This window comes from Bacillus sp. 9.4 (assembly GCF_055486415.1).
In genome coordinates, this window is record NZ_JBVFMU010000001.1 from 1,121,350 (window position 1) to 1,138,742 (window position 17,393).

At 43.7% G+C, this 17,393-nt stretch carries 18 protein-coding genes and 1 riboswitch; of the genes, 5 read left to right on the forward strand and 13 right to left on the reverse strand.

Features of this window, described 5'->3' with window-relative positions:
• From ytrD to ACZ07B_RS06510, 6 genes are all read right to left on the reverse strand, one after another.
• Complete coding sequence (gene ytrD, locus ACZ07B_RS06485) at positions 1-978, reverse strand: ABC transporter permease YtrD (protein ID WP_217019384.1); 978 nt, start codon at positions 976-978, stop codon at positions 1-3.
• Positions 979-1,007: 29 nt separating this feature from the next.
• A complete protein-coding gene (gene ytrC, locus ACZ07B_RS06490; protein ID WP_327826924.1) occupies positions 1,008-1,994 on the reverse strand; it encodes an ABC transporter permease YtrC in 987 nt (328 codons plus the stop codon).
• The gene (gene ytrB, locus ACZ07B_RS06495) at positions 1,988-2,866 is read right to left on the reverse strand and encodes an ABC transporter ATP-binding protein YtrB (RefSeq protein ID WP_130571831.1); all 879 of its coding nucleotides are present in this window, start codon (positions 2,864-2,866) and stop codon (positions 1,988-1,990) included. Before ytrB ends, ytrC begins: the two co-directional genes overlap by 7 nt.
• Positions 2,859-3,251 carry a GntR family transcriptional regulator YtrA gene (ytrA, locus tag ACZ07B_RS06500; protein WP_003229121.1) on the reverse strand — a complete coding sequence of 131 codons (393 nt, stop codon included), beginning with the start codon at positions 3,249-3,251 and terminating at the stop codon, positions 2,859-2,861. The genes ytrB and ytrA overlap by 8 nt, the downstream gene beginning before the upstream one ends.
• Before the next feature lie 33 nt (positions 3,252-3,284).
• Complete coding sequence (locus tag ACZ07B_RS06505) at positions 3,285-3,422, reverse strand: hypothetical protein (RefSeq protein WP_003229119.1); 138 nt, start codon at positions 3,420-3,422, stop codon at positions 3,285-3,287.
• Positions 3,423-3,576: 154 nt separating this feature from the next.
• Positions 3,577-3,849 carry a YtzC family protein gene (locus ACZ07B_RS06510; RefSeq protein ID WP_003229117.1) on the reverse strand — a complete coding sequence of 91 codons (273 nt, stop codon included), beginning with the start codon at positions 3,847-3,849 and terminating at the stop codon, positions 3,577-3,579.
• Positions 3,850-4,010: 161 nt separating this feature from the next.
• On the opposite strand from ACZ07B_RS06510, the gene mnmL reads away from it, so the two are divergent.
• Both mnmL and mnmM read left to right on the forward strand, forming a co-directional pair.
• Entirely contained in the window at positions 4,011-4,979 is a 969-nt protein-coding gene (gene mnmL / locus ACZ07B_RS06515; RefSeq protein ID WP_134982070.1) for a tRNA modification radical SAM protein MnmL/YtqA, read from the forward strand.
• A complete protein-coding gene (mnmM, locus tag ACZ07B_RS06520; RefSeq protein WP_014480625.1) occupies positions 4,976-5,560 on the forward strand; it encodes a tRNA 5-(aminomethyl)-2-thiouridylate-methyltransferase MnmM in 585 nt (194 codons plus the stop codon). Before mnmL ends, mnmM begins: the two co-directional genes overlap by 4 nt.
• On the opposite strand, the gene tbcS is transcribed toward mnmM, so the two are convergent.
• Positions 5,550-6,653 carry a tetraprenyl-beta-curcumene synthase gene (tbcS, locus tag ACZ07B_RS06525; RefSeq protein ID WP_033882168.1) on the reverse strand — a complete coding sequence of 368 codons (1,104 nt, stop codon included), beginning with the start codon at positions 6,651-6,653 and terminating at the stop codon, positions 5,550-5,552. The genes mnmM and tbcS overlap by 11 nt on opposite strands.
• A 20-nt stretch (positions 6,654-6,673) precedes the next feature.
• Positions 6,674-7,453, reverse strand: a complete 780-nt coding sequence (gene ytpA / locus ACZ07B_RS06530; protein ID WP_004398545.1) for a phospholipase YtpA — start codon at positions 7,451-7,453, stop codon at positions 6,674-6,676.
• Between the two features lie 48 nt (positions 7,454-7,501).
• On the opposite strand from ytpA, the gene ACZ07B_RS06535 reads away from it, so the two are divergent.
• Entirely contained in the window at positions 7,502-8,017 is a 516-nt protein-coding gene (locus ACZ07B_RS06535; RefSeq protein WP_004399093.1) for a gamma carbonic anhydrase, read from the forward strand.
• A 245-nt stretch (positions 8,018-8,262) separates the two neighbouring features.
• On the opposite strand, the gene alaP is transcribed toward ACZ07B_RS06535, so the two are convergent.
• From alaP to metK, 3 genes are all read right to left on the reverse strand, one after another.
• Positions 8,263-9,654 (reverse strand): alanine permease AlaP, encoded by a 1,392-nt coding sequence (alaP, locus tag ACZ07B_RS06540; protein WP_038429497.1) that lies wholly within the window; start codon positions 9,652-9,654, stop codon positions 8,263-8,265.
• Positions 9,655-9,789: 135 nt separating this feature from the next.
• Positions 9,790-11,688, reverse strand: a complete 1,899-nt coding sequence (asnB, locus tag ACZ07B_RS06545) for an asparagine synthase (glutamine-hydrolyzing) (RefSeq protein ID WP_004398625.1) — start codon at positions 11,686-11,688, stop codon at positions 9,790-9,792.
• A 149-nt stretch (positions 11,689-11,837) separates the two neighbouring features.
• A complete protein-coding gene (gene metK, locus ACZ07B_RS06550; RefSeq protein WP_003229102.1) occupies positions 11,838-13,040 on the reverse strand; it encodes a methionine adenosyltransferase in 1,203 nt (400 codons plus the stop codon).
• Positions 13,041-13,207: 167 nt separating this feature from the next.
• Positions 13,208-13,346, reverse strand: a riboswitch (SAM riboswitch).
• Between the two features lie 196 nt (positions 13,347-13,542).
• Between metK and pckA the strand changes: the two genes are divergently transcribed.
• Positions 13,543-15,126: a phosphoenolpyruvate carboxykinase (ATP) gene (gene pckA, locus ACZ07B_RS06555; protein WP_464877013.1), complete on the forward strand. Its 1,584-nt coding sequence runs from the start codon at positions 13,543-13,545 to the stop codon at positions 15,124-15,126.
• Positions 15,127-15,164: 38 nt separating this feature from the next.
• Here pckA and ACZ07B_RS06560 read toward each other — a convergent pair whose 3' ends face one another.
• Together ACZ07B_RS06560 and ACZ07B_RS06565 are read right to left on the reverse strand one after the other, a co-directional pair.
• Complete coding sequence (locus ACZ07B_RS06560) at positions 15,165-15,407, reverse strand: DUF2584 domain-containing protein (protein ID WP_004398611.1); 243 nt, start codon at positions 15,405-15,407, stop codon at positions 15,165-15,167.
• A gap of 51 nt (positions 15,408-15,458) precedes the next feature.
• Entirely contained in the window at positions 15,459-16,232 is a 774-nt protein-coding gene (locus tag ACZ07B_RS06565) for an alpha/beta hydrolase family protein (RefSeq protein ID WP_086344224.1), read from the reverse strand.
• A 151-nt stretch (positions 16,233-16,383) separates the two neighbouring features.
• Here ACZ07B_RS06565 and ACZ07B_RS06570 point away from each other — a divergent pair, with 151 nt between their 5' ends.
• Entirely contained in the window at positions 16,384-17,388 is a 1,005-nt protein-coding gene (locus tag ACZ07B_RS06570) for an ABC transporter substrate-binding protein (RefSeq protein WP_217019381.1), read from the forward strand.
• The last annotated feature ends 5 nt before the right edge of the window (positions 17,389-17,393 follow it).

The window sequence follows — 17,393 nt, forward strand, 5'->3', positions numbered from 1 at the left end:
TTACAAAAGTTTCATTTTTTTATAAATCGCAAAATAACTGATCAAGAACCCGATGACCCCGCCTGCGCCCATGCCAATGAGATAGCCTGCAAAGCTCTCGCTTGCCGCAAATCCAAAGTAGCCGAAGCCCATGATTCCTATAATAATGACGATGATCTGCACCGGGCGGTTAAGCGGCTTCCATAAGAAGAAATATCCGTTTCTTTCATTTGACAGTTTGACAAAGCTAATATAGCCGATGATGTAAAAAATGATAGTCATGATAGCCGGAATGACTAAATAATATGGTGAATTCTCAGCCCATTTCGAGTCTACATAAATTATCGGAATGAAATACTGCACCCATTTAGGTACTGGACCATGGATAAAATCTATTGATCCGCCAAAAAGGATCTCCAGGTTGATCGCAGGCAGGCTGATGAGCAAAAATGGCGAAATGGCCACGGTAAATGAGACCAAAAGCTGGGCAAAAATATTTCCTGTCAGAGCTCCTCCTGCCATAACTAGCGAATAAGCCAGCATGCTGATGATGATCATTCCAAGGCTGTAATTGTGAAAATAAACGGCCTGATCAGGCTTCAAAAGCATGATCAGCAAAACAGATAAAACATAACCTATGAGTTGCGGTATCACAATCACCATTCCGCCAGTAAGGAACTTCGCATGAAATATCTGCCCTCTTGTATACGGAAGGCTTAATGTAAAATCAAAAAAGCTCTTGCTTCGTTCAATCCCTAGCTGGCTGACCGCCAAAACGACTCCCCAAATCCAAAACAATGAGATAAATGAGCTGTTTAAATAATCAACGCTGAATACGCAGGGGCCGACCCAATTTTCTTTTCCAGTGACACAGCCTTGATAGATGAGATACATATTTAAAATTGATAATGGATTACCCAATATAAAAACCAAAATGGTGATAACTAAGGCGACTTTATTCTGCCGCCACTCTTTGTAAAGCAGTCCTGAATCCGGCAACTCACTTCCCTCCAAACCTAAGGCATTTCTTACACTTTTGTTTTCTTATAAATAGAGAAGTAGCTCACAAAGAATCCAGCCACTGCCCCAATGATCATACCCAAAATATAACCAATAATGGAATGTCCGGTATAGTATCCAAATAAACCAAATCCAAGGATGCCGAAAGCCATAACCAGAATTTGCACCGGACGGTCTAATCTGTTCCATAAGAAAAAGTGTCCGTTTCGTTCACTGGGATGCTTTTTGAAGCTTATCAAACCAATCAAGTAAAACAGAATGCTCATGGCAGCTGGAATCATTAAAATATATTTACTATCGATAAGCCAGTCACTTGCAACATAACCAATGGGCACAAGATATAATAAATTGCTCGTCAGAGAGAAATACACCTCCGGGGAAGGGAACATTTCCCATATATTCACACCAAAAACAACTTCAAAGTTTCCAACCGGCAATGCAACAATTAAATACGGCAATACCGCAGCAGCAAATGCCGTTAATAACTGGGCAAAAACATTCCCCGTTAATGCACCAGCAGCCGTCAACAAACAATAAGCCATAAAACTAATCACAATTACTCCAACGCTGCTGTGCTCAAAAAAGTAGACGTGTTCAGGGTTATAGACAAGAATCAGCAGCCACGCAAATAAAAAGCCAATTAATTGCGACAGCACAATCACGAAACCGCCTAACCAAAATTTCGTCTGAAAAATTTGGCTTCTGTTATATGGGAGGCTTAATATAAAATCCATCGTGCCTTTCGAACGTTCCATTCCGAGGAAGCAGACCGCCAAAATGACCCCCGGCACCCAGTTGATATCTATTAGATTGCTCCTATGATAATTCACAATAAATTCACAATATTGCGGGTCTTGATGAGCCAGACACCCTTGATAAGACAAATACGTATTAATGATAGAAAGCGGATTTGCCAATACTAAAAACGCGATACTTAACAAAATCACCACTTGATTCTGTTTCCACTCTCGATAGAGGAGACCTCGGTCTACCATCTCCGCTTCCCTCCAAACTTCGCAATGAACACTTCTTCCAGGTTGACAGGAATCTCATTCCATACTTTTGGCTTCAGCTCTCTCAAAAAGCTCTTTTTCTCCTCATCGCTTTTCGGAATCAGCACTGTGTAAAACACGCCGGCCTGATCGAGCATCGGAATGTTTTGCTCTCTGATGGCCAAATTGACATCTGTATCGAAGGCCATTTGAATTTTAATGTATTCTTCTTTTAACTCATCAAGATCCATGACGTTGGTCAGTCTGTTATCTTCGAGAAAACCAATTCGGTTGCACATCCGTTCAATGTCCTCAAGGCGATGGGAAGTGATCAGGATGCTCGTATCACGCTCAGCCACTTCATCGACCATCAGCTGCAGCACATCATGTCTAGTTACCGCATCAATACCGTCCGTCGGCTCATCCAGGAGAATCAGCGCCGGTCTCGCCGCAAACGACAGAACGAGGGACAGCTGTTTTTTCAAGCCTGTCGACAGTTCGCGATATTTTTTCGTTTCCGGAATTTCGTACCTGTTCATCAGCTCATTCGCGTACGTGACATCAAATTTCGGATATATTCTTCTCAAAATATCGACTAACTGCTTGTATGTATACTTATCGTAAAAAGGATTTTGAACAGGCATGTAGATGATATTTTGTTTGACCTTCGGGTGCTTTTTGATTTCTACGCCGTCAAATAAAATCGTTCCGCTGTCAGCGAAAATGATTTGCTGGATTAAGCGAAGCATCGTCGTTTTGCCCGATCCATTGCGTCCAAGCAATCCAAAGATTTCTCCTTTTTCGATTGTTAATGAAACATCTTTTAATACTTGATTGCCGTCAATCGCTTTTGACAGCTGCCGCAGTTCAATCATTTTTTTTGCCTCCCTTCACATCAGCGCTGATTTCCTTTATCCATTCGTGCAGTTTTTCCAGCTCAACCCCTGCATAGTGTGCATCGATGATGAGCTGTTTGAGTTGCTCTTTAATCATCGTCATCTTCCCTTCAACCAGTGTCGTTTTTGCATTCTCCGATATATAGGTCCCTCTGCCCCGCAGCGTTTCAATAATCCCCTCTCGCTCAAGTTCTTTATACGCTTTGCTGACAGTGTTCGGATTCGCAATAATGATCGTTGCCAATTCTCTGACAGAAGGAAGCTTATCACCAGGCTTCATGATCCCTTTCAAACAAAGCTCTTTCATTTGCTGAATAATTTGTTCGTAAATGGGTGTTGAGCTTCTTGGATCGATTTGAATCATTTACTTCCCTACTTTCTATACGATCTGAACCTTTTATAGATAAAAATGATCAATTATACTTTTTTGCCATTCAAAACCGATCATCACGAGAACAAGAAAAAAAGAACAAGCGATCACAGATGCCGCAATCAGCATTGGCACGTTACGTTTGTTTCGTTTTTTATGTTTCATAACTGCCTCCCTTAATGTCAATATATAAATGATTTTATATTAGTGTCTACAGTGTATTACTTCAATTAGTACACTTAATACAATAAATACTTTGACTCACAAAGTCAATCCTTTTTTTACAAAAAAACGGACCCTTTTAAAAGGGTCCGTTTTCCTACACATCAAGAGGGTGCTGCAGGATCATATTATTTTGCAAAGATTGAAGCTGAAGTCTCATTCTGTACAGCTGTTCTCTTTGCTGATCATTTGACGACAGCCATAGTTTATTCAAGGCATTTACCGCATCTTCTAGCTGCATTTGTGCATCACTATATTCTTGATCGTTATAATGCTCTTGTTTAGAAGCGATTTTCAGCTGTTCTTCAGCATAATCATAGGCCTGCATACATTGCTGGAGATGTTCATCTACTGATTGTCTTGTTGCCACAGTAACCCCTCCTCTTGGTAATGGAAATCATCCATCATTCATATTGTAGCCTCATCTGACTTTATTCAATAAAGTAATTTATGGTCGATATTCATTTGTTCTCTTGTGAAATGCGTGCTACAATTTTAGGATGCAATCGTACGCAAGGAGGCACATGAATTGTGATGCAGAACAATCCTTTTCCTTATTCAAATACGGAAAAACGCTATCATACATTGAATTATCATCTCAGAGAACATTTCGGCCATAAGGTGTTTAAAGTAGCGCTAGACGGCGGTTTTGACTGTCCGAATCGGGACGGCACCGTAGCCCACGGAGGCTGTACTTTTTGCAGCGCAGCAGGCTCCGGCGATTTTGCCGGAAACCGGGCCGATGATTTAATTACGCAATTCCATGACATCAAAAACCGCATGCACGAAAAATGGAAGGACGGCAAATACATCGCTTATTTTCAGGCTTTCACCAACACGCATGCGCCGGTTGAAGTGCTTCGCGAAAAATTCGAATCAGTGCTAGCGCTTGATGATGTGGTCGGCATTTCGATCGCCACACGCCCGGACTGTCTGCCTGATGATGTCGTTGATTACTTGGCAGAGCTGAATGAACGTACGTATTTGTGGGTGGAGCTTGGGCTTCAAACAGTTCATGAACGGACTGCACTTCTGATCAACCGCGCACATGATTTTAACTGCTATGTGGAAGGCGTCAATAAATTAAGAAAACACGGCATACGTGTCTGCTCGCATATTATCAACGGGCTGCCTTTGGAAGACCGGGACATGATGATGAAAACGGCAAAGGCCGTCGCAGATTTGGACGTCCAGGGCATTAAAATCCATCTGCTTCACCTACTGAAAGGCACGCCGATGGTCAAGCAATATGAAAAGGGCAAGCTGGAATTTCTTTCTCAAGATGATTATGTGCAGCTCGTGTGCGATCAGCTTGAGATCATTCCGCCTGAAATGATCGTCCACCGCATTACAGGTGACGGACCGATTGAGTTGATGATCGGGCCAATGTGGAGCGTCAACAAATGGGAAGTGCTTGGCGCCATTAATAAAGAGCTAGAAAATCGAGGCAGCTATCAAGGAAAGTTCTTTCAGCGCCTTGAGGAGGAATCAGCGCTATGATTTTGAAGAAAATTCTTCCTTACAGCAAAGAACTGCTGAAAATGGCCGCGGGAGAAGGAGATATTGTCGTAGATGCGACAATGGGTAACGGACATGATACACAGTTTTTAGCGGAGCTTGTTGGTGAAAACGGCCATGTGTACGCATTCGACATCCAAGAATCAGCCGTGGCCAATACAAAGGAACGGCTCGGTGACATGTATCAAGCGCGAACAACGTTATTTCACAAAAGCCATGACAAAATCGCTGAATCCCTCCCGCCTGAAACACATGGCAAAGTGGCGGCCGCGGTATTTAACCTCGGCTATTTGCCGGGCGGGGACAAATCAATTACGACAAACGGAAGTTCCACGATCAAAGCAATTGAACAGCTTCTCAGCATCATGAAAGATGAAGGTCTGATTGTTCTCGTCGTCTATCATGGCCACCCGGAAGGCAAAGCTGAAAAAAACGACGTGCTTGAGTTTTGCCGGGACTTGGACCAGCAATCAGCCCGTGTATTAACATACGGATTTATCAATCAGCAAAATGACCCGCCATTTATTGTCGCCATCGAAAAAAAAGCTCAGATCAGCAAATGATTTGAGCTTTTTTCTTTGAGTTTTTCATCCAGGACATTTTTTGAAATTTCCGGTAGGCTCTGCCGTTGATATAAAAGAAAAGGGAGGTTTTTCCGCTGGCTTTGATCAGCTTCTTTGCGAGCCGGCCCATTTCCTTTTGGCCTGCCACTTTATCATCCGACAAATAAACACCAAGCAAGCCGCGATTGATTAAACGATGGAAGTTTTCATGCGGAATGCCTTGTAAATGCTCGTCGGCTTTATGGATAAAGTGTTCAAGCCGATTCATCATCTCTTCATGAGACTGATAATACGAGCAGAAATTCAAATCTCCTTCCAGCAAGTCCTCCTCTTGATCAATCAAATAATCAAGAAGAATATGAAGACCCTGTATGTAAGGAAAATAACTGTCGCGGATTTTTTTAGCGGTGCTTTCTGTGAAATCAGGCTGGAACGAATACGCAACCAGACAGAAAATGCCTAACGTTGAGCCTGCACAGGCTGAAAATTCATACCATTCCATCTCAGGCAGCTCTGATTCATATTGAGTAAACCACTTTTCAAGCCGCGGAACACGCTCATGCTCAATAACGTGCTTATGCACCTGCAAATCGCAATAATAGCCGCACAGTTCAAGCAGATAAGGTTTAATCATGTCATAGTGCTCAATGGAACCAAGGACACGCTGGCACGTTTTGACCAGTTCGTGCAGATATCCGCTGTCATCCTGTTCTTCCCTGAATTGATAATAATTTTGCAGTTCCGCTCCCACTGTCAGTGCGTCCTGCATTGAGGCATGGAGCATCCGAAAATCCTGCGGGTCCAGCGAGGTGCTGCGGTCACATAGATTGTCCAAATAATCACTAATCGTTTGATACGCGATGATAAACTCGACACATTTCTGCTTTTGGCTGCCTGACAATAAGGCCAGTATGCCGCCGCCTTCACAGTGAAACGTTTTGTCTCGAATACTTGCGGTTGCCTGTGCTTTCAATTCACTGTTATGAATCGATTCTGATTTTTGCTTCCATATGTCCAGCTCTTGATGAACGAGCGGAAAAATATCTCGATATACCTTTGCCATCAATCCAAAAGGATGTTCCGGTACTGTCAACACATGCACCCCCTACTAGTTCAAATATATTGATCAGTAAACGCTCTTGCTGCTTTAAAGACATCTTCTCTCTCGGGTTCATTGAAGATCTCATGGTAAAGCCCTTCCCACTCTCTGTATGCTTTATTATGAGAAGCAACACCATTAAACCACTTGATGACCATCGTTTTGTCAACAAGCTTGTCATCACCGGCTTGCATCACAAGAAGCGGAACTTTCAAAAATGCCTCTGTCGGCACCATTGCCGATTCAATTGTCTTTAAAAGCTCTCTGTACCATCTGACAGAAACTTTCCTGACGTATAACGAATCATTTTGGTCAGCCTCGATGACGTCCTCATTGCGCGTCGCCATATCAATTGATAATCCCGAATCAACCTTAAGTGACGGAGCGATGACATTCAGGCCTTTTGATGCAAGATCAAGCGCTTTATTGACTTTAATTTGCAGTCCGAGACACGGTGATGATAAAATAATTCCCGTAATCCGGGGATTTCTTTGCTGTTTAACCCATTCAATCGCGACCAGACCGCCCATGCTGTGACCTAGCAGAAAAACCGGCAGATCAAAGGTTCGCGCTTTATCTATCCAAGCATCTACTTCATCAATGTATTCTTGAAACGAGCGAATATGCCCTCTCGCTCTTGTCGTTGTTCCCTGTCCAGGCAAATCGCCCATGACAACGTGATAACCCGAAGACCGCCACATTTCAATCAGCCATTTATATCGTCCGTGATATTCACTTGCCCCGTGAATGATTACAATCACTGCAACAGGTCTGTCTGCTTTCCAGGTCCACATGCTCTTCACCTCATACGAAATTTAAATAGAGAAAGAAGGATGAATCTTATGATCTACCCTTATAAGGAACACAAGCCAGATATCCACCCAACAGCCTTTATAGCTGATAATGCAACAATTACCGGTGATGTCGTTATCGGAGAACAGTCCAGCATTTGGTTTTCTGTTGTCATAAGGGGAGATGTTGCACCGACCAGAATCGGAAACAGAGTCAATATCCAGGATTTAAGCTGCCTTCATCAAAGCCCGAACAAGACGCTACTCATTGAAGATGACGCCACGATAGGCCATCAGGTTACACTTCATAGCGCTGTTATCCGCAAGAACGCCTTAATCGGCATGGGCTCAATCATTTTAGACGGAGCCGAAATTGGCGAAGGCGCTTTTATTGGTGCCGGCAGTCTTGTCCCGCCCGGAAAAATCATTCCGCCTGGCCATCTCGCCTTTGGCCGCCCTGCAAAAGTCATCCGCCCTTTGACGGAAGAAGACCGAAAAGATATGCAAAGAATACGGTCAGAATATGTAGAAAAGGGCCAATATTATAAATTTCTTCAACAAACATAAGACCTGCTTCGTCTTACTTTACCATTTTTCAAATTATATTTGAAAGCAATAACCATCGTTAACCCGGACGTCATAACAGTTCGGGTTTCGATTTTTCCATAAAACGTTCAAATATAGCATGAAACGTATGACTTTTATCTTATCACAAAACTGTAAACAGCCTCTGCAAAAACACATACCTATTCTTTCCTGTTCTCTATTTTCTATGAGCACACACAAAAAGAGCCCACTGGGAGCTCTTTTTGTCAGCTGATATTTCGTTCGCTGGCAGCAGCCGCATTTTTTTTGTGAAACCCTTTTCCATAGTACACAGCCAGCAAGATGAGAAACCATATCGGCCCGATAATCACGGCTACTCTTGTATCAGGGCTGTAAGCCATAAGAATGACAACGAATGTTAGAAATGCCAATGACACATAAGACGTAAACGGAAATAAAGGCATTTTGTACTTTAATTGTTTCTTTTCTTCAGGCTTCAAACTTTTCCTGTATTTGATTTGAGAAAGCAAAATGATCGCCCACGTCCAAATCGCTCCGAACGTCGCAATACTTGTAACCCAGGTAAATACCTTCGCAGGGACAACGTAGTTTAACAGCACTCCGACTAATAAAGCGCCCGCAGAAGCCAGAACAGCTTTACCCGGGATGCCGCCTTTCGTCAGCTGACCGTATGCTTGTGGGGCCTCTTTCTGTTCCGCCAAGTTAAACAACATCCGCCCTGTGCTGAAAATACCGCTGTTGCATGAAGACAGCGCGGCTGTCAACACGACAAAGTTAATGATGCCTGCAGCTGATGGAATGCCCACTTTTTGGAACGTGAGAACAAATGGGCTTCCCTGAGAGCCAATTTCCTGCCACGGATAAATAGACATAATGACGAATAAAGCGCCTACATAAAAAATCAAAATCCGCCAAAATACTGTATCAATTGCTTTGGCTAACGATTTTTGCGGGTTTTTCACCTCGCCAGCCGTCACCCCGATCATTTCAATCCCTAAATAGGCGAACATGACCATTTGAAGAGACAATAGAACCCCTTTTAAACCATGAGGGAAAAATCCTCCGTTGTTCCACAAATTACTGATTCCAGTTGCAATGCCCCCATTACCGACTCCTGCAATAATCATCAATAAACCGACAGCAATCATGGATAAGATCGCAACAATTTTAATCAATGCGAACCAAAATTCCAGCTCACCGTAAGCTTTGACAGCCAGGAAATTAACACCCGTCATAATGACCAGCGCCGATAATGCCCAAATCCAGTTTGGCACGTCCGGAAACCAGAACCCCATATAGATGCCGACAGCAGTAATTTCGGCCATACAGGTGACAACCCATAAAAACCAGTAGTTCCACCCTGTTAAATAGCCTGCAAGCGGTCCCAAATAATCACGCGCATACCTGCTGAAGGAGCCTGCGACCGGTTTTTGAATGGCCATTTCCCCAAGCGCTCTCATAATAAAAAACATGACCAGGCCGCTTGCGGCATACGCTACCAAAATACCAGGCCCTGCTAATTGAATAGCTGATGCGGAGCCGAGAAACAACCCTACTCCTATAGCAGCTCCTAAAGACATTAAAGAAATATGCCTTTCTTCGAGTCCGCGGTGCAGCTCTTGTTTTTGTTTTTGCATGCTTCTTCTCCCCTAGAAAAAAATATCATTAAATCATTTTTCTGAATATTCCGTATGAATTGGGTAAACCAATGATGATGGAGAAATAAAAGGATAACAACAAGGCTTTCGACTACTCGAAAGCCTTGTTGTCTGTTACACAAAGATGACTTCTTTAGGCTGATGGCTCAGCTCTTCAGGCATATACCGTTTTTCAATATTGATGCTGTGCCAGATCATAAAGATCAGTACAGTCCAGATTTTACGACTGTTATCAGCCTTGTCCGCACAATGGTCTTCAAGAAGCTGAAGGACATAATCCTTATGGATATAAGCATCCGTTTGGCTTTCCTGAATAATATTCCGCACCCATTCGTTCATTTCATTTTTCAACCAATGACGGATCGGTACAGGGAAACCGAGCTTTTTGCGGTTTAATACGTGCTCAGGCACAATTCCTTCAGCGGCTTTGCGAAGAAGATACTTCGTCGTGCCGTTCTTCGTTTTCAGCTCATCAGGAATTTTTGAAGCGACGTCGAATACGACTTTATCCAAGAACGGCACACGCAGTTCCAAAGAATTCGCCATCGTCATTTTATCCGCCTTTAACAAAATGTCGCCGCGCATCCAAGTGTGGATATCGACATACTGCATTTTGTTGATATCGCTGTACGAGCTGCTTTCTGTAAAGTAAGTCTTCGTCACATCGCGATATGAAAGGTTCGGATTATAATGCTTCAACAGCTGCTTTTTGACAGACTCTTCAAAGATTTTCGCGTTACCGATATAACGATCCTGAAGCGGAGTGCAGCCGCGCTCAAGCAGGCTCTTTCCTCTCATACCTTCAGGCATAACAGCAGCAACGTGCAGAAGCATCTTTTTCAAGCCGGACGGAATCCGTTCAAACGGTTTAAGCGAAAGCGGTTCACGGTAAATGTTATATCCGCCGAAGAGCTCATCCGCTCCTTCACCTGATAAAGCAACCGTTACATGTTTTTTCGCTTCTTTTGCAACAAAGTACAACGGAATCGCTGCCGGATCAGCAAGCGGATCATCAAAATGCCATACGATCTTCGGAAGCTCATTCATGTATTCCTCAGGCGAAATGACTTTGCTGATATTTTCAATGCCCAGCGCCGCTGCCGTTTCTTTCGCTACATCAACCTCACTGAAGCCCTGCTGTTCAAAGCCGACAGAGAATGTTTTTAAGCTTGGATGAAATTCCTTCGCAACAGACACAATAAAGGAAGAATCAATCCCGCCAGACAGGAATGAACCGACAGGAACGTCACTTCTCATATGAACGTTTACAGAGTCATAGATCGCGTCTCTGACTTCTTTCACAAGCTTGTCTTCTTCAGTCTGAACCGGCTTGAAGTTCGCTTTGAAATACGTTTTGAATGTGATATCGCCGTCCGGGCGGATTGTGAACTGTGAACCCGGCTCTACTTTTTTCACATGGGCATCAAGTGTGCTTGGTTCAGGAACAAATTGGAAAGACATGTACTGCTGCAATGCCTCTTTATCTATTTCAATATCATTCTGAGCAACCATTAAACTTTTTCTCTCTGAGGCAAAATAAACCTGATCATTGATCGTTGTGTAGTACAACGGTTTAATGCCGAATGGATCTCTTGCCCCATAAAGCACATGATCGTTTTTATTCCAAATCAGAAAGGCAAACATACCGCGCAGTTTGGACGCCGCTTCTTCTTTATAGTGACGGTAAGTCGCAAGAAGAACCTCTGTGTCCGAATCCGTGTTGAATGTGTACCCCTTTGCTTCAAGTTCTTCTCTCAGTTCAATATAGTTATAGATTTCTCCGTTAAAGATAATCCAATATGTTTCATCTTCATATGATAAAGGCTGTCCGCCATTTTCTACATCAATAATGCTGAGCCGTCTGAATCCGAAGCCGACGTGCTCATCATGGAAATATCCATCACTGTCAGGACCGCGGTGAACGATCATTTGGTTCATTTGTTTGATTAGTTCTTCTTGATCAGCGGTTTGAGCTAACGGATGCTTGTTAAAAACCCCGACAAATCCACACATAGTATTGCCTCCATAATTAAAATTGTCATCATTGAACCCCTATTTATAGACGCTGTGAATAGTATTTGGTTTCACAGTTATGTAAAAAAATAAACATGAATACAACGATAAAAAAGGGAAAGCCGCTTAACCAGTAAGCGGCTATAAAATTATTCTCCTAACGCTTCTTTACGCAGCTGCTCCGCTTTGTCTGTGCGCTCCCATGGAAGGTCAACATCGTGACGTCCAAAGTGGCCGTACGCAGCAGTTTGTTTGTAGATCGGACGGCGCAAATCAAGCATTTTGATAATGCCGGCAGGTCGTAAATCAAAGTTATTGCGAACAACTTCAATCAGTTTTTCCTCAGAAGCTTTTCCGGAACCGAATGTGTTGATTGAGATTGACACAGGCTGTGCAACACCGATCGCGTAAGCAAGCTGTACTTCGCAAGAATCAGCAAGCTCAGCCGCAACGATGTTTTTCGCAACGTATCTTGCCGCATAAGCTGCAGAACGGTCTACCTTCGTCGCGTCCTTACCTGAGAACGCGCCTCCGCCGTGGCGTGCATAGCCGCCGTACGTATCAACGATGATTTTGCGTCCTGTAAGTCCCGCATCCCCTTGAGGGCCTCCGATTACGAAACGTCCTGTAGGGTTGATGAAATATTTTGTTTCTTCATCAATCAGTTCTTCAGGAACAACCGGATTGATTACATGTTCTTTAATGTTGCGCTGAATTTGCTCAAGTGTAATTTCAGGATGATGCTGAGTTGAAATCACAATCGCGTCAATGCGGACTGGTTTGTTATTTTCATCGTACTCAACCGTTACCTGTGTTTTGCCGTCAGGGCGAAGGTACGGAAGAATATCTTCTTTACGGACTTCACTTAGGCGGCGGGCTAATTTATGGGCAAGTGAAATTGGAAGAGGCATAAGCTCTTTCGTTTCGTTGCACGCATAACCGAACATTAATCCTTGGTCACCCGCACCAATCGCTTCAATTTCTTCGTCGCTCATTGTGCCTTCACGGGCTTCAAGCGCTTGGTCTACGCCCATCGCGATATCAGCAGACTGCTCATCAATTGATGTTAAAACCGCACAAGTTTCCGCATCAAATCCGTATTTCGCACGTGTGTATCCGATTTCTTTAATGGTTTGGCGAACCGTTTTCGGAATGTCAACATACGTAGAAGTTGTGATCTCTCCGCTTACAAGAACCAAACCTGTTGTCACAGATGTTTCACAAGCAACACGCGCGTTAGGGTCTTTCTTTAAAATTTCATCTAAAATGCTGTCAGAAATCTGGTCACAGATTTTATCCGGATGCCCCTCCGTAACAGATTCTGATGTAAATAAACGACGATTTTTACTCATGATTTGCTTCCTCCTGCACAAGGCCTCCCGAAAGACCTTGTATATATGATACGGAACTCGCTCCCTCTTATACAATGTACAGTTATATTAGAGAATGTTAATTGGCATATTTATGAAATAAAAAAACCTTTTCCATCGAGGAAAGGGTTTGGTCTTTGTGCCTTTCACTCTTATCGCTCAAGGAATCATACAACCTTGCAACAGGTTAGCACCTTGGTTGTCTCACTCAGTTGAACATAATAAATAACAGAGAAACCGGTTGCTGGGCTTCATAGGGCCTGTCCCTCCGCCAGCTCGGGATAAGAGTATCCGCTCAATGAAATATCTTATCGTAAAAGGGTTTGCAATGTCAATATGATTCAGAAGAAATAGGCACCTATATTGAGGGAAAACAATGGAAATGCACACACAAAAAATAATAAATAGTATAGACTATTTGAAAATATATGTTATACTAATTCACAATTAGCAAAACACAAAAAACGATAAAGGAAGGTTTCATATGAACTCAGTTGATTTGACCGCTGATTTACAAGCCTTATTAACATGTCCAAATGTGCGTCATAATTTATCAGCAGCACAGCTAACAGAAAAAGTCCTCTCCCGAAACGAAGGCATTTTAACATCCACAGGTGCTGTTCGCGCGACAACAGGCGCTTACACAGGACGCTCACCTAAAGATAAATTCATCGTGGAGGAAGAAAGCACGAAAAATAAGATCGATTGGGGCCCGGTGAATCAGCCGATTTCAGAAGAAGCGTTTGAGCGGCTGTATACGAAAGTTGTCAGCTATTTAAAGGAGCGAGATGAACTGTTTGTTTTCGAAGGATTTGCCGGAGCAGACGAGAAATACAGGCTGCCGATCACTGTCGTAAATGAGTTCGCATGGCACAATTTATTTGCGCGGCAGCTGTTTATCCGTCCGGAAGGAAATGATAAGAAAACAGTTGAGCAGCCGTTCACCATTCTTTCTGCTCCGCATTTCAAAGCGGATCCAAAAACAGACGGCACTCATTCCGAAACGTTTATTATTGTCTCTTTTGAAAAGCGGACGATCTTAATCGGCGGAACTGAGTATGCCGGTGAAATGAAGAAGTCCATTTTCTCCATTATGAATTTCCTGCTGCCTGAAAGAGATATTTTATCTATGCACTGCTCCGCCAATGTCGGTGAAAAAGGCGATGTCGCCCTTTTCTTCGGACTGTCAGGAACAGGCAAGACCACCCTGTCGGCAGATGCTGACCGCAAGCTGATCGGTGACGATGAACATGGCTGGTCTGATACAGGTGTCTTTAATATTGAAGGCGGGTGCTACGCTAAGTGCATTCATTTAAGCGAGGAAAAGGAGCCGCAAATCTTTAACGCGATCCGCTTCGGGTCTGTTCTGGAAAATGTCGTTGTTGATGAAGATACACGCGAAGCCAATTATGATGATTCCTTCTATACTGAAAACACGCGGGCAGCTTACCCGATTCATATGATTGACAACATCGTCACTCCAAGCATGGCCGGCCATCCGTCAGCAATTGTATTTTTGACGGCTGATGCCTTCGGAGTCCTGCCGCCGATCAGCAAACTGACGAAGGAGCAGGCGATGTACCATTTCTTGAGCGGTTACACGAGTAAGCTCGCCGGAACCGAACGTGGTGTAACGTCTCCTGAAACGACGTTCTCTACATGCTTCGGCTCACCGTTCCTGCCGCTTCCTGCTCACGTCTATGCTGAAATGCTCGGCAAAAAGATCGATGAACACGGCGCTGACGTTTTCTTAGTCAATACCGGCTGGACCGGGGGCGGCTACGGCACAGGCGAACGAATGAAGCTTTCTTACACTAGAGCAATGGTCAAAGCAGCGATTGAAGGTAAATTAGAGGATGCTGAAATGATAACTGACGATATTTTCGGCCTGCACATTCCGACACATGTTCCTGGCGTTCCTGATCATATCCTTCAGCCTGAAAACACATGGACCAACAAGGAAGAATACAAAGAAAAAGCAGTCTACCTTGCAAATGAATTCAAAGAGAACTTTAAAAAGTTCGCACATACCGATGCCATCGCCCAGGCAGGCGGCCCTCTCGTATAAAAAACAAAAGCCAAGAGCAATTATGCTCTTGGCTTGTTTTAATTGACGGAATGCAAAGAAGTCAGCTTGTATGTAATGATGGTCCGGCCTTCTTCCCATTGAAGCTTCTGCACTTCAGCTGTGCCTGACTTTTCGCCGAACTTTGTTTTGCGTACATCCATTGGAATCTCCATCGGATATACACGGTATCCGTCCTTCTCTAACGTGAATATATTTTCATCTATGCGAACTTCTTTTCCTTTTGTCACAATCAGTGTATTAAATTCAACAGGCATTCCCACAGTGAAATCCCCTTTCGTTCTCTTTTTTCTTTATCATAACATATTTCACTGTCAGCGGTTTTTCATCCATTGTGTGAGCTGCCGTACGATACGCCGGTTTTCTTTTGGCGGGAAATAATGTGTGAATGTACTGTAGTACCATGTCTCCACCGGCTTATGCAGTTGTTTTAGCTTCTCTTCAAATAAATAGGAATGCTGAATCGAAACATTTTGGTCTTTTTCTCCATGGATTAACAGCACGGGAGCCTGAATTTTGTTTACTTGGTCAAACGGTGTTCTCCATTGATATTCCTCAGGCACCTTTTTCGGTGTTCCGCCGATGACTCTTTTCATCATTCGCCGCAAATCCTGCCGCTCCTCGTATGTAAGAATCATATCACTGACGCCTCCCCAGGAAACAAATGAAGCTGCCTGCCTGCCCATTTCGATCGCAGTAAGCATTCCCATAATTCCGCCGCGGGAAAAGCCGAAGATGTGGACTCTATCCTTCTTGACATTTGGGTGCTGCTGAAGCAGGCGAAAAGCAGAAAATGCATCCTCCCTGTCTTCTCCGGCAAAATCCTCATTGCCTTCTCCTCCTTGATTTCCTCTGTAAAAAGGAGCAAATACCACAAACCCTTGGGATGCAAACTGGATAATCCGGCCTGGCCGAACCATGCCCACGCTTTTAATCCCGCCGCGCAAATATAAAAATCCGTCATATTGTCCCGGTTCCGCCGGCTCAGCCAGAAGCCCCTTAACCCGTAATCCATTTGACAGGTAGCAGATCGTATACAAACGCACATGCTGGCTCGGCGACGGAAATCTACTTTTCTCTACAATCAAAACAGCCGCCTCCTTTTTTTCTATATGCTTTCCTTACTCCAAAATTACATCCGGAGAACCTGGTTAGGCATTCACACATTTTTATACCCATCATACGATATGTAAAGCAAAAAAGGATATTAACTTGATGCGAAATAAGGAGGTTGTCTATGTGAACAGATGGTTAAGGCTGGGCTTCGCCTGTGTCGGCAGTATCTTTCTCATGATCGCCCTGGCGGCTTGCAAGCAGGAAGAAACGCTCACCAAAGTCAAAGTAGCTGAAGTGACCCATTCAATTTTTTACGCACCTTTATATGTTGCTGAGTCTAAAGGTTTTTTTAAGAAAGAAGGGCTTGATGTCGATGTGAATACGACCTGGGGCGGAGACAAAACGATGACATCGCTTCTTTCCAACGGCTCCGACATCGCGCTTGTCGGGTCAGAAACATCTATTTATGTCGAAGCGCAAGGGGCTAAAGATCCCGTCATTAATTTCGCCCAGCTGACTCAGACAGACGGAACGTTTCTTGTCGCGAGAGAAGATGTTGAACACTTCGACTGGGATCAGCTGAAAGGAAAAACGTTTCTCGGTCAGCGAAAAGGCGGCATGCCTCAAATGGTCGGCGAGTATGTGCTGAACAAACATAAGATTGACCCGCATAAGGATATAGACCTCATCCAGAACATAGACTTCGCCAATATTGCCAATGCGTTTGCTTCTGGAACCGGTGAGTATGTACAGCTCTTTGAACCGCAGGCTTCTCTCTTTGAGAAAAAAGGCATCGGCCATATCGTGGCTTCATTCGGAGAAGAATCAGGAGAGGTTCCTTATACGACCTTTATGGCGAAACAAAGCTATTTGAAGAAAAATGAAGACACAGCCGTCAAGTTTACAAAAGCCATTTATAAGGCGCAGCAGTGGGTTGAAAATCATTCTGCGAAGGACATCACAGATGCCATTAAAGATGAATTTGATGATACCGACCCAGACGTCATCGAAACATCCATTGAACGCTATAAAAAACAGCATTCATATTCGCCAGACCCTCTGCTTAACGAAAAAGAATGGGAGCTTCTCCAAACCATTATGGATCAATCGGGAGAACTGCCGAAGCACATTCCATACAATCAGCTTGTAAATAAAGAAATTGCTGAAAAAGTCACCTCGGAGAAATAGGAGGC

Bases quoted from the DNA above. Each gene is read 5' to 3' on its own strand.
- ytrB (WP_130571831.1), bottom strand. From the start codon at position 2,866: ATGATTGAACTGCGGCAGCTGTCAAAAGCGATTGACGGCAATCAAGTA.
- ACZ07B_RS06505 (WP_003229119.1), bottom strand. From the start codon at position 3,422: ATGAAACATAAAAAACGAAACAAACGTAACGTGCCAATGCTGATTGCG.
- ACZ07B_RS06535 (WP_004399093.1), top strand. From the start codon at position 7,502: ATGATCTACCCTTATAAGGAACACAAGCCAGATATCCACCCAACAGCC.
- alaP (WP_038429497.1), bottom strand. From the start codon at position 9,654: ATGCAAAAACAAAAACAAGAGCTGCACCGCGGACTCGAAGAAAGGCAT.
- asnB (WP_004398625.1), bottom strand. From the start codon at position 11,688: ATGTGTGGATTTGTCGGGGTTTTTAACAAGCATCCGTTAGCTCAAACC.
- ytrA (WP_003229121.1), bottom strand. From the start codon at position 3,251: ATGATTCAAATCGATCCAAGAAGCTCAACACCCATTTACGAACAAATT.
- ytrC (WP_327826924.1), bottom strand. From the start codon at position 1,994: ATGGTAGACCGAGGTCTCCTCTATCGAGAGTGGAAACAGAATCAAGTG.
- metK (WP_003229102.1), bottom strand. From the start codon at position 13,040: ATGAGTAAAAATCGTCGTTTATTTACATCAGAATCTGTTACGGAGGGG.
- pckA (WP_464877013.1), top strand. From the start codon at position 13,543: ATGAACTCAGTTGATTTGACCGCTGATTTACAAGCCTTATTAACATGT.
- ytpA (WP_004398545.1), bottom strand. From the start codon at position 7,453: ATGTGGACCTGGAAAGCAGACAGACCTGTTGCAGTGATTGTAATCATT.
- mnmM (WP_014480625.1), top strand. From the start codon at position 4,976: ATGATTTTGAAGAAAATTCTTCCTTACAGCAAAGAACTGCTGAAAATG.